General features: G+C 69.7%; 11 protein-coding genes. All 11 read right to left on the bottom strand.

The genetic code is table 11. From position 1 onward, the window contains the following. Positions 1 to 42: 42 nt before the first annotated feature. The 11 genes from EJ357_RS45745 to solA all read right to left on the bottom strand — a co-directional run bounded on the left by EJ357_RS45745 (position 43) and on the right by solA (position 11,811). Positions 43 to 708 carry a haloacid dehalogenase type II gene (locus EJ357_RS45745; protein WP_126398526.1) on the bottom strand — a complete coding sequence of 222 codons (666 nt, stop codon included), beginning with the start codon at positions 706 to 708 and terminating at the stop codon, positions 43 to 45. Between the two features lie 45 nt (positions 709 to 753). After that, positions 754 to 1,692: an aldo/keto reductase gene (locus EJ357_RS45740; protein WP_126398525.1), complete on the bottom strand. Its 939-nt coding sequence runs from the start codon at positions 1,690 to 1,692 to the stop codon at positions 754 to 756. Then, positions 1,689 to 3,164: an aldehyde dehydrogenase family protein gene (locus tag EJ357_RS45735; RefSeq protein WP_126398524.1), complete on the bottom strand. Its 1,476-nt coding sequence runs from the start codon at positions 3,162 to 3,164 to the stop codon at positions 1,689 to 1,691. The genes EJ357_RS45740 and EJ357_RS45735 overlap by 4 nt, the downstream gene beginning before the upstream one ends. Further along, a complete protein-coding gene (locus tag EJ357_RS45730) occupies positions 3,161 to 4,114 on the bottom strand; it encodes a succinylglutamate desuccinylase/aspartoacylase family protein (RefSeq protein ID WP_126398523.1) in 954 nt (317 codons plus the stop codon). The genes EJ357_RS45735 and EJ357_RS45730 overlap by 4 nt, the downstream gene beginning before the upstream one ends. A 31-nt stretch (positions 4,115 to 4,145) precedes the next feature. After that, positions 4,146 to 5,528 carry an aminotransferase class III-fold pyridoxal phosphate-dependent enzyme gene (locus tag EJ357_RS45725; protein WP_126398522.1) on the bottom strand — a complete coding sequence of 461 codons (1,383 nt, stop codon included), beginning with the start codon at positions 5,526 to 5,528 and terminating at the stop codon, positions 4,146 to 4,148. Further along, a complete protein-coding gene (locus EJ357_RS45720) occupies positions 5,525 to 6,391 on the bottom strand; it encodes an ABC transporter permease (RefSeq protein WP_126398520.1) in 867 nt (288 codons plus the stop codon). The genes EJ357_RS45725 and EJ357_RS45720 overlap by 4 nt, the downstream gene beginning before the upstream one ends. Continuing rightward, positions 6,388 to 7,284: an ABC transporter permease gene (locus EJ357_RS45715; RefSeq protein ID WP_126398518.1), complete on the bottom strand. Its 897-nt coding sequence runs from the start codon at positions 7,282 to 7,284 to the stop codon at positions 6,388 to 6,390. The genes EJ357_RS45720 and EJ357_RS45715 overlap by 4 nt, the downstream gene beginning before the upstream one ends. Positions 7,285 to 7,287: 3 nt before the next feature. After that, positions 7,288 to 8,427, bottom strand: coding sequence for an ABC transporter ATP-binding protein (locus tag EJ357_RS45710; RefSeq protein ID WP_126398516.1), 1,140 nt, complete (start codon positions 8,425 to 8,427; stop codon positions 7,288 to 7,290). Next, positions 8,420 to 9,526, bottom strand: a complete 1,107-nt coding sequence (locus EJ357_RS45705; protein WP_126398514.1) for an ABC transporter substrate-binding protein — start codon at positions 9,524 to 9,526, stop codon at positions 8,420 to 8,422. Before EJ357_RS45705 ends, EJ357_RS45710 begins: the two co-directional genes overlap by 8 nt. An 81-nt stretch (positions 9,527 to 9,607) precedes the next feature. Next, a complete protein-coding gene (locus tag EJ357_RS45700) occupies positions 9,608 to 10,669 on the bottom strand; it encodes a M14 family metallopeptidase (protein WP_228472809.1) in 1,062 nt (353 codons plus the stop codon). 2 nt (positions 10,670 to 10,671) lie between these two features. Next, positions 10,672 to 11,811, bottom strand: a complete 1,140-nt coding sequence (gene solA, locus EJ357_RS45695; protein WP_126398510.1) for an N-methyl-L-tryptophan oxidase — start codon at positions 11,809 to 11,811, stop codon at positions 10,672 to 10,674. Between the last annotated feature and the right edge of the window lie 204 nt (positions 11,812 to 12,015).

The following is a 12,015-nucleotide window of genomic DNA, read 5'->3' as shown; positions in this document are numbered from 1 at the left end:
TCCTCTGTGTTTCTCAGTCCTGTGTCGCCGGTGTGCCGTTGGTCAGCAGCCGAGGAGCTTCGGCAGGCCCGACAGGTCGGGCAGCTCGTCGTAGGGCTGGTAGTCGGCGCTGCCCTTGCGGCCGTAGCGGTTGATCCACACCCGGCGCTTCAGGCCCAGGTCGCGGGTCGGGATGTGGTCGTATTCCCAGCCCTGGGCGACGTGGATGACCTGCGACGCCTCGACACCCATGGTCCGGTAGGCGTGCTTGAAGGCCTGGCGGTCCGGCTTGTAGGCGCCGGCCTGCTGGGCGGTGATGACGTAGTCGAACTCGACGCCGATGTTCTTGACGTTCCGCGCGATCAGGTTGTCGTCGGAGTTGGAGATGATGGCGATCTCGTACTTGGTCTTCAGCTTCCGCAGGGCCTCCGGGACCTCCGGCCAGGGACCGAAGGTGGGGACGGCGTCCACGAGGGCCTCGCCGTCGGTCTCCCGGTACTCCAGGCCGTGCAGGCGCATGGCGTTGCGCAGACTGGAGTGCAGGACCTCGTGGTAAGGGCGGTAGGCCTCCAGGACGGCCTGGAAGCGCATGACGCGGAAGTCGTCGAGGAACTCGTCGACATCCAGATTGTCCAGGTCGAGCCGGTCCTCCAGGACCTTCAGGGTCGTGGGACCGAGCTCGAAGTTGATCAGGGTGGCGTAGGCGTCGAAGGTGACGATCTCTCGCATGGTGTCCAGCCTTGCTCTCTCGGGGTTTTCAGAGGGGTGGGGGCTTCAGACGACGCGTTCGCCGGGGGCGACGATCGCGTCGAGTACGGCCAGGTCGGCCGGGCTCGGTATCCAGTCGGCCGCCGCCGCGTTGGCGGTGACCTGTTCGGGGGTCATGGCTCCGCAGATGACGGAGCCGACGGCGGGCAGCGCCGCCAGTGCGCCGACCGCGACCTGGAGGAGGGTCAGGCCGCGTTCGGCGCCGTATGCCGTGAGCGCCTCGGTCCTGTCGAGGGCCGCGTCGGTGAGCCAGCCCTGACGCCAGGTCAGGCGGCTGCCGGGCGGAGGCTCCTCGCCTCGGCGGTACTTTCCGCTGAGCAGGCCGTTGGCCAGCGGGTAGTACGGCAGCAGGCCGAGGCCGTGGTGCAGGCAGGCCGGGATCAGGTCCTGTTCCGCACCGCGGTCGAGCAGGTGGTAGCGGGCCTGGGTGGACACGAAGGCGTCCGTGACCTGCTCGGCCGGGAGATTGGAACAGCCGATGTACCGGATCTTGCCCTCGTCGACCAGCTCCTGGAGCGCGACGATCGTCTCCTCCAGCGGCGTGACGCCGTCCGGTTCGTGGTACTGGTACAGGTCGATCCGGTCGGTGCCGAGCCGGCTCAGCGATGCCTCGACCGCGTACCGGATGTAGGCGCGGGCCCCACGCGGACCGTACAGGTCCGCGTCCCGGCCCATCTCCATGCCGAACTTGGTGGCCAGCACCACGCGGTCACGGTGGCCCTTGAGCGCGGCGCCCAGGAGCCGTTCGCCGTCGCCGCGGGACCCGCCCAGCTCACCGAAACCGCCGTACATGTCGGCTGTGTCGAACAGGGTGATCCCCGCGTCGAGGGCGGCGTGGACGACGGCCTTCGTGCCGTCCTCGTCAAGGCGGGCACCGAAGTTGTTGCCGCCCACGCCGACCACCGAGACGGTCGGGCCGCGCTCGCCGAGCGTGCGGTATCTCATGACCGGTTCCCGAATCCGATGCAGACGTTCTTGGTCTGCAGGTAGCTGGACATGCCTTCGAGGCCCTTCTCCCGGCCCCAGCCGCTGTGCTTGTAGCCGCCGAAGGGGAGCTCGACACCGGTTCCGACGCCGGTGGCGTTGACGTAGACCTGGCCGGCCCGGATGCCCTCGGCCATACGCATCGCCTTGTCGATGTCGCGGGTCCACACGTACGAGGCGAGGCCGTACGGACTGTCGTTGGCGATCTCCAGCGCCTCGGCCGCGTCGTCGAACTCGATGACCGTTACGACGGGGCCGAAGATCTCCTCGCGGGCGCAACGGGCCTGGTTGTCGAGTCCGGTCAGGACGGTCGGCTCGACGTAGTAGCCGTCGGCCAGTTCGGGATCCGAGGGGGCGCCTCCGCCGGCCCGTGCCACGGCGCCCTCCTGCCGCGCCAGTTCCAGGTAGCCGAGGACGCGGTCCCGCTGCCGTGCGGCGACGAGCGGGCCGACGTCCGGGTCGGCGAGGCCGGGGCCGAGGCGCAGGGCCGCGACGTGCGCGACGAGCTTGTCCAGGAACTCCTCGGCGCCGCGCTGGAGAAGCAGCCGGGTGCCGGCGGAGCAGGTCTGCCCGGCGTTGCCGAACGCGGAGCCGGCGACCGCGCCGAGCGCCAGGTCGAAGTCGGCGTCGGCGAAGACGACGACCGGCGACTTGCCGCCCAGTTCGGTGACCGAGGGCACCACGTTGGCGGCGGCGGCCTGGGCGACCTTGATGCCGGTGGGCACGGACCCGGTGAAGGTGACCTGGTCGATGTCCGGGTGGCCGGCGAGGGCCGCGCCGGTCTCGCCGTCGCCGGGGACGACGTTCAGGACGCCCGGCGGAAGTCCGCACTCCAGGGCGATCCTGCCGATCTCCAGCGGGGTGAGCGGCGCCTCGGGTGAGGGCTTGAGCACCACCGTGCAGCCTGCGGCCAGCGCCGGGGCGGAGCCCCTCGCGGTGTTCTGGAGCGGGTAGTTGAACGGGATGATCTGGCCGGAGACGCCGATCGGCTCGCGGACGGTGTAGTCGAGCAGGCCGGGGCCGAGCGGGATCGTCGAGCCGCCGAGCTTGTCGGCGACGCCCGCGTAGAACTCGAAGTAGCGGGCGGCCGCTTCGACATCGGCCTTCGCCTGGCGGAGCGGCTTGCCGACGTCCTGGCTCTCCAGGCGGGCCAGACGTTCGCCCTGGTAGCGGATGGCCTCCGCGATCCGGTACAGGATCCGGCCGCGGTCGGCGGCTCGCATCCCGGCCCACTCGGGAGCGGTGAAGGCCGCGCGCGCTGCGGCCACCGCCTGGTCCACGTCTACCCTGCCGGCCAGCGCCACCTGGGCGATGGCGGTGTCGTTCGACGGGTCGAGGACGGTGAAGGTGCGTCCGTCGGCGGCCGGGACCTGCTTGCCGTCGATCAGCAGCTCGGTCAGTTGCAGTTCGGTCGGTTGCAGTTCGCTGCTCATGGCCGGATCTCCCCCAGCACCTCGCCGAAGATGACGACCTCGTCGCCCGGGCGGACCGTGCGGATCCGGCGGACCCAGAGCACGATGCCGTCCTGCGGCGCGGTGACCTCTTCCAGCGTGGTGCCGTAGTGGTCGGTGATGGTGGCGATCAGGTCGCCTTCCTTGCAGGTCTCCCCCGGCTCGGCGCGGGCGACGAAGAAGCCGCCGGCGGCGGAGCGGGCGAACGTGCCGGCGACCGTGGTGTAGGTGTCCCGTAGCTGCGCCTCGCCGTCGGTCATGCCGAGGCTGCGCAGGATGTTGCGGATCGAGTTCATGTGGTGCTCGACGTTGGTCTCGCGGTACGTGGCGCCACCGCACTCGATGGTGATGGCGGGCTTGCCGGCCTCGAGAACGGGGTGGCGGACCGTGCCGCCCCACTTGCCGCCCTTCCAGACCAGTTCGTGCCCGGCGGCCAGGGCGAGGCCCGTGGCCAGGTCCTCGTAACCGCCCTGGAGGATGACCAGCGGCGCTATCTCGCCGTAGGCGCCGCCGGTGTGCAGGTCGACCACGGCGTCGACGGCCGGCACGACCTGCTCGACGAAGGTGGCGGCCAGCCGCTGCGAGTACGAGCCCTCGGCGTCGCCCGGGAAGATGCGGTTGAGGTTGAGGTGGTCGATGCCGCTGGCGCGGGCCGCCGCCTCGAAGGCCGGGGTGTTCATGCAGGGGATGCCGACGACGGTGCCGCGCAGGGTGGCGGGGTCGATCTCGGCGAGCGCGCGGCGGATGGCCTCCTGGCCGTCGTACTCGTCGCCGTGCACGCCGGCGTCCACACACAGGACCGGGCCGTCCTGGGCGCCGTTGACGACGATCAGCGGAATGCCGAGCTCCACGCCGTAGCTGCTGGTGCCGACCGGGATGAGGCCCTGGGCGCGCTCGCCCGGGGCGACGGTCAGCGGACCGATGGAGTACATGTCGTTCCTTTCCCATACGTACATGTGTGGATCAGATGCGGGTGGACGCCTCGGCGAGGGTGCCCGCGATGATCGCGGCGATACGGTCGAGGACGGCGCGGTCGCTGATCAGCGGGGGCGCGATCTGGACCAGGGGCGCGGAGCGGTCGTAGACGCGGGCCAGCAGGCCCGCCTCGCGCAGTCGGCGTGGGATCAGGTCGCCGATCAGTTCGGCTCGGGCCCTGTCGCTGAAACCGCCGTCGTCGAGGTCGCCGGCGAGTTCGCAGGAGTAGAAGAACCCGGTGCCGCGGACATCGGCGACGATGGGCAGGTCCTTGAGCGCCGCCATGCGCTTCGCCAGGTCGCCTTCCAGGGCGCGGACGTTGTCCAGGATCCGGTCCCGCTCCATGATGTCGAGGTTGCGCAGGGCGATGGCCGTGCTCAGCGGGTGCCCGGCGAAGGTGTAGCCGTGATTGAGGACCGCGCCGGGCCGGTTGATGACCTCGGTGACCTTGGTGCCGACCAGGGTCGCGCCCAGGGGGGCGTATCCGGAGGTGATGCCCTTGGCGACGGTGACCATGTCCGGGCGGGCCCCGTAGCGGTCCCCGCCGAACCACTCGCCGATCCGGCCGAAGCCGGTGATCACCTCGTCGGCAACGAGCAGGAAGCCGTACCGGTCGGCCAGCGCCCGCAACCCCTGCCAGTAACCCATGGGCGGGGTGATGCAGCCGCCCCGGTTCTGCACCGGCTCGGCGATGAACATCGCCACGGTCTCCGGGCCCTCGGTCAGGATCGCGGCCTCCAACTCGGCGAGCAGCCACGCCGTGTACACCTCGTCGTCCGCGAACTCGGGTGCGAGGCCGAGGCGGTTGGTGTTCGACACGAACCGGGTGTCGATCGCCGGCGGACCGTACGGCTCCGTCAGGCCGGGGTCGTCGGTGAGGGACAGGGCTCCGACGGTCAGGCCGTGGTAGGCGCCGCGCCGGGCGATCACCTTGGTGCGGCCCGGCTCACCGCGCAGGGCGTGGTAGCGGCGGGTTATCTTCCAGGCGGTCTCGACGGCTTCGGCGCCGCCGCTCGCGAAGAAGGTGTGCTCGATGTCGACGGGGGCGATCCGGGACAGCCGCTCGGCGAGTTCGATGGCCGAGGGATGCGCGGAGCCGGTCCACAGCGGGCTGTAGCACAGCTCGCGCAGTTGCCGTTCGGCTGCCTCGGCGAACTCGGGGCCGTAGGAGTAGCCGAGCTGGCAGCAGTACAGCCCTGACAGACCGTCGATGTAGCGGTTGCCGTCCGCGTCGTCGACGTACGGGCCCTCGCCTCGCTGGACGACGAGGAGGTCTTCGCCCTGTTCTCCGAGCGATCCGTTGGCGGTCATGTTCAGCAGCAGGTGCCGCTGAGCGGTGGCCGCGGTCAGCTGAGCGGCGGCGGTGGTCATACGGCCTCGCCTCCGGGGTTGGCGACGCCGACCGTGTTCTCGACCGACAGGAGGGATTCCTGTCGTCCGGAGCCGATCCAGCGGACCAGGGCAACGATGCCGAGGGCGAGGATGGCGAAGGCGATGAGGATGGCGCTGACGGCGGTGACGCTGGGGTCGATCTCGAAGGTGAGGGAGTTGTAGACCTGGACGGGGAGGGTGACGGTGTCGACGGAGGAGAGGAACTGGGAGATGTAGAACTCGTCGAAGCTGGTGATGAAGGAGAAGATCGCCGCAGCGATCATGCCGGGGGCTGCGAGGGGGAAGGTGATGCGCCGGGCGATCGTCAGGCGGCCGGCGCCCATGCTGGCCGCTGCGTCTTCGAGGCGTTCGTCGATGCCGCGCAGGGTGGCGATCAGGATGAGCACCGCGATGGGTGAGGCGAGGACTGTGTGGCCGAGTGCGATGGCGATCGGGCTGCCCAGCATCGCGGCGGGTTCGAAGAGCAGGAACAGCCCGAGTGCGGTGACGATCTGCGGGATGACCAGCGGTCCGAGGACCAGGGCGAAGACCGCGGAGCGCAGCGGGAGTTCGCTGCGTACCAGGGCGGTGGCCGCGGTGGCGCCGATGATGAGAGAGAAGACGGTGCTCAGGGCGGCGACCAGGGCGCTCAGTGACAGGGCGGCCGGCCATTTGCTGCCGTCGGCGAACAGTGCCTTGTACCAGTTCAGCGTCCACGTCTCGGGCGGGAAGGAGGCGAAGGCGTTGTTGCTGAAGGAGGTGACGAGGATGACGACGATCGGGAGTGCGAGGAAGAGGAGGATGACGGTGGCGACCGCGGTGAGGGCGATCCGTCCGGCGAGGGTCTTGCGCAGTTCCATCATGACGCGTTCCTCTTCTTACGGCTGGCGCCGAGCGAGGTCACGACCTTGACCAGCAGCAGTCCGGCCAGGGTGAGGACCAGCAGGATGACGCCCTGAGCGGCCGCTCCGTTCCACTGGTTTTCCTTGGTGACCTGCTGGTTGATGAGGGTGGCGATCATCGTCTGGTTGGGTCCGCCCATCAGGGCGGGGGTGATGTAGTAGCCCAGCGAGAGGATGAAGCTGAGGAGGCCGGCGCTGGCGAGGCCTGGGGCGACCAGCGGCAGGTAGACGCGGCGGAAGATCGTCACGCGTCCCGCGCCCATGCTGGCCGCGGCCGCGAGCAGCCGCCGGTCCACCCCGCGCATCACGCCGTACAGCAGCAGCACCGTGTAGGGCAGCATCATGGAGGTGGTGCCGATGACCACGCCGAGTTCGTTGTAGAGCAGCTGGAACGGGGCTCCGGGGATCGACATGGCGGTAAGGGTCTCGTTCACCAGGCCCTTGTCACCCAGCAGGATGATCCAGCCGTAGGTGCGCACCAGGGCGCTGATGAAGTGCGGCACGACCACGATCAGCATGGCAAGGCCGGCCCACAGGGGCTTCAGCCGCGAGATCGCGTTCGCCAGAACGAACCCGAAGACAAGGCTCAGCACGGCTGTTTCGGCGGAGATCCGCAGCGTGGTGAACAGCACCGACAGGTTGACGCCGGTCAGCGCGTCGGCGTACCAGTGCAGCGTGAACGATCCGTCGGCGTCCTTCAGGCTGAGCAGCAGCGTGGAGAAGATCGGGTAGACGAACAGCACCAGCAGATAGACGACGACCGGCAGCGCGTAGAGGATCCCGACCCGCGTCCGGCGTGAAGCCAGGAGCTTGCGGGGGCGGGCGGGGGCGTTGGCGGTGAGGGTGGCGGCCATGGCTCACCCTCCCTGTTCGTCAGCGAAGAGGTTGACGTCGTCCGGGTCGGCGGTGATCCCGACCCGCTCGCCGGCGACGGGGCCCCGGCCTGCCGGTACTTCCAGGCGCAGCAGCGGCGCGTCATCGCCGTCGACCCGCACGCCCGCGCGGACCAGCGTGCCCACGTAGGTGGCCGCCTCGACCGTGCCGGTACAGAAGCCGTCATCGGTGGCGCAGGCCCGCAGTCGGCCCGGCTGCACGGCGACCTTGACCCGGGTGCCGGAGGCGAGGTCGTGGCGGCGCGCCTTCAGCAGGCCGCCACTCTTGTCGAGACGGACCAGGGTGTGATCGTCGATGTGCTGCTCGATGCGGCCCGGCAGGAAGTTGGCCGCGCCGAGGAAGTCCGCGACGAAGGGCGTCTTGGGCCGCTCGAACAGCTCCCGGGGGGTGTCGAACTGCTCGATCAGGCCGTTGCGCATCACCGCGATGCGGTCCGACATCACCAGCGCCTCTTCCTGATCATGCGTCACGTAAATGACGGTCAGGCCGAGTTCCTGCTGGATGGTCTTGATCTCGATCTGGAGCTGGTCGCGGAGCTTCTTGTCCAGGGCGCCGAGCGGCTCGTCCATGAGGATGACCGGCGGGCGGTAGACCAGCGCCCGGCACAACGCCACACGCTGCTGCTGACCACCCGACAGCTCACGCGGCTTACGCCCACCGAACCCGGACAGCCCCGCGATCTCCAGGGTCTCCCCCACCCGGCGGCGGATCTCGTCCTTGCCCACGCCGCGCAGCGTCAGCGGGAAAGCGACATTCTCACTGACCGTCATGTGCGGGAACAGCAGGTACTGCTGGAAGACGAACCCGAGGCCCCGCTTCTGCGGGGCGAGCCGGGTGACGTCACGGTCCCCGACGGTGATGGTGCCGGAGTCAGGTTCACAGAAACCGGCGATCATCATCAGAGTCGTGGTCTTGCCCGACCCGGAGGAGCCGAGGAAGGTGACGAACTCCCCGGCCGCGATCTCCATGGACGCCTCGTCGACGGCGACGACGTCCCCGTACGTCTTGCGCAGAGCCACCACCGACAGCGATTTGCCGGTCGCCGTGGCCGGCTTGCCGCCGGCCACCTTGACGGACGGTGTGGCGATACCGAATTCAGCCACGAGCCCACTCCAACCAGCGCTTGGTGACGGCGGCTTCGTTCTTCAGCCACCAGTCGATGTCCGCGTCGAAACCCTTGTCGTAGTACTGCGGCGCACCCGCGAGCGCGTTGCGCTCGTCCTCGGTGAGCTTGGCGTAGGCCAGCGGGGAAGCCGGGTTCAACGGGAAGGCCTTGGCCAGGTTGGCCTGGCTCTCCGCCCGCAGCGAGAAGTCCATGAGCTGGTAGGCGTTGTCCGCGTTGGCCGCACCCTTGGCGATGGCATAGCCCGAGAACTGGCGGCGCATGCCGTTGAGCTGCCGCTCCACCGGGACGCCCTGCTTCTGCAGATCGGCGATACGGCCGTCCCAGACGGTGGACATCGTCACCTCCTGGCGGCTGAGCAGCACACCAGGGAGCGGGCCGCTGTCCCAGAACTTCTTGATGTCACCCCGCAGCCGGGTCAGCACCTTGAAGGCCCGGTCCACATCCAGCGGATACAGCTTGTCCATCGGGACGCCGTCGGCCAGCAGCGCGAACTCCAGCTCGGGCAGGTCGCCGTCCGGGTTGCACATCGAACGGCCGCCCTGGAACGCCTTGGTGTCCCAGAAGTCCGCCCACGACTCCGGCTTGCGGCCACCGAAGGCGTCCGTGCGATATGCGATGCACTGGCCGTAGAAGCCGTGGCCGACGGCATGGCCGGTGATCTGGGCCTCGGGGATCTTCGCGGTCTTCACGCTCTTGACCCGGTCGAGGTCCAGCGCCTCCAGCGCGTCCTGCTTCACGTACTTCGTGTGGGACATCATCGAGTTGTTGATGAGGTCACACTGCGGTCGGCCCTGCTTGATCTGCGCCAGCAGCGGAGCGTCGTCCAGGTTCAGCACCTTGACGGTAATGCCGGTCTCCTGCGTGAACGGCGTGTAGATCGCCTTCTGCAGGGCAGCGCCGTAGGAACCGCCGCTGTCGCGGACGACCACCGTCTTGCCGCCCTTGCCACCGCTGCCGGCGACGGACCGGCTGGTGCCGGTACCGCAGGCACTGAGGGCGGTCGCGGCGGCGACACCCGCCGTGACCCCTCCTATTCCTCGCAGGAACAGTCTGCGGTCTATTCGGGCATCTTTCATCGTGTGCCTCCTGGTGGTGCTGGCCGCGAGAAGGGGGAGCGGCTGGGGACGTGGAAAAGGGGGGCGGCTGGAAATGGGGGTCTAGGGGCGGGGATCCGCCTCGTCGGATCCGGCACCGAGGCCGGGGGCCCGGAGGGTGTCGGCCCGCGCGGCTGTGTCGGCGTCCCACGGGACGGCGAGGGCGGCGAGTTCGGTGCCGGGGGCGACGGTGAGGCCGTGCATGCCGTAGAAGATCCGTCCGTCGGCCGGGGCGTGGACGGTGTGTTCGCGGCCGTCGGTCGGGTCGACGATGCGGCCGAGGAGGTCGCCCTCGGCGACTTCGCCGATGACGTCGGCGTCGAAGGAGAACTCCGGGTACCACAGGCCGATGGCATCAGCGGTGACACCGGCGGACCAGACCCACTCGCGAATCGGCGCCGGGGCGGAACCGTCCTGGTCGAGGACGCCCAGGTGGCGCAGTGCCTTCAGCAGGCCGTCGACGCGGCGGAGGGCGGTGGCCTCGTCCCGCTGGCCGAGCTGGCCCACCTCGACCAGGACCGCCGAGATACCCCGGCGGGCGGCGGCCGCGTGGCTGTTGCCACCCTCGGGCGTCAGCCCGATGATGACGTCCTCGATGCCGAAGGAGCCCGCCAGTTCGGCGGTCGCCTTGTCCAGGTCCGGGTCACCGGTGAGGCGGTAGCCGACGAAGTCCCGCAGGACCTGGTCGATGCCGCCGCAGTGCAGGTCGATGTAGACGTCGGCGCCGTCGACGAGGTGGGTGAAGAGCCAGGCGGCCAGCCGCTCGGTGGGGCCGCCGGCCGGGTCGCCGGGGAAGACGCGGTTGAGGTTCACGCCGTCGACCGGGGAGATGTTGAGCCGACCCCGGTACACGGCGGGCGGGTTGGCGACCGGACAGATGATCACCTGTCCGTGCACTTCGGAGGGTTCCAGCTCGTCCGCGAGTCGCACGACGGCGTCGATGGGCGGGAACTCGCCGCCGTGCACACCCGCGGTGATGACGACCCGGGGGCCGGGGCGGGTCCCGTTGACGAGGGTCAGCGGGATGTCCGCGGTGAGGGTGCCGAGGTCGGCGGGGACGTGGCCGCGGGCCTTGGTGCCCGGCTCGGCGACCAGGGTGCCGACGGAGAGCACGGTGTCGTTCATGGTCATGCCTCCGTACGGCCGACGGTGGAGAGGAAGTCGATGGGCTGGGGCGAGGCGCCGTCCAGCGCGAGGTCCGCGGCGATGTCACCGAAGGCGGGCGAGAGTTTGAAGCCGTGGCCGGAGAAGCCGGCGAGGAGGATGACGTTCTCGGCGCCGGGCAGTGGGCCGACCAGGGGGCGGCTGCTCTCGGTGTAGCCCTCCATGTAGACGGAGAGGCGGGTGGGGTCCGGGTGCAGGTCGGGCAGGTAACGCCCGATCAGCTCGGAGAAGACCTCCAGTTCGTCCGGCCGCACGGTGCGGTCCAGCTGGTTGGGGTCGTCGGCGAGCCGGTGCAGCGCGCGTGACAGTCCGAGCTTGACCGAGATGCCGTCCGGGGAGGGCAGGCCGTAGCAGTGGGTGGGTGCCGTACGGATGAAGGCGGGGCGCTCCTCGCCGAACCAGGCGTCGGGGGCGGTGGGCACGTACCAGGCGCTGACGAGGCGGCGGACTTCCACCTCCCACGGCAGGTCGGGCAGCAGGTCGTTGACCCAGGGGCCGGGCATGACGACGGCGGTGTCGAAGCGCTCGCTGCCGGAGTCGGTGCGGATCTCCACGCCGCCGGCGACGGGGACGATCTCGCGGACCGTGGTGTAGCGGTGGATCACGGCGCCCAGCTGCTCGGCGCGGCGGGCGGCGGTCTGGATCGTCAGTTCGGGGCGAATGAAGCCGGCGCGACGGTCGAGTACGGCCGCGTCGCCGTCCTCGATGCGGTACTGCGGGAAGCGCTTGGCGAGGGTCTCGGCGTCCAGCACCTCGTGGTCGAGGTCGTGCTCGGCGATGGACTGAAGGACGGTGGCCATCTGCTGGTGGTCGGTCGGCCCCATGAGCAGGCATCCGGTCAGCCGGCGCAGTTCGCGGCCGGTCTCCTGCTGGAGCTGCTCCCAGAGGGCGTCGGCGTGCTTGAGGAGGGGGACGTACCGGGAGTCCTCGAAGTGCGCGCTGCGGAAGATGCGGGTCTCGCCGCCGGCGGCGCTGCGGTCGTGGCCGGGGGCGAACCGGTCGTATCCGACGACCTCGGCGCCGCGGGCCGCCAGCCGCCAGGCGGCCTGGCTGCCCATCGTTCCGACGCCGACCACCGCGACGCGCTTCCTGGCAGCTGACACAGGACTTTCCTTTCGTATCACCGAGGCGCATGCTGGCCCCGACGTGAGGCTGTTCGATTCGAGATGGTTTGGGCGGGAGCCAGGCCCTCCTTGTGGACCTGCGGCTCGCAACCGCCGCGTCTCGCAGTCCGGCTCACTTCAGGGGATCTCTCGAAGTGCCGTGCCACATTGTGGAATGCTGTGCTAGAATCTGGCACAGAGAAT

Origin of the sequence: Streptomyces cyaneochromogenes, assembly GCF_003963535.1 — a bacterium.
GTDB classification, from domain to species: Bacteria; Actinomycetota; Actinomycetes; order Streptomycetales; family Streptomycetaceae; genus Streptomyces; species Streptomyces shaanxiensis.
The sequence above is the reverse complement of the archived record's forward strand: the minus strand, read 5'-3'. Positions and strand labels throughout refer to the sequence as shown.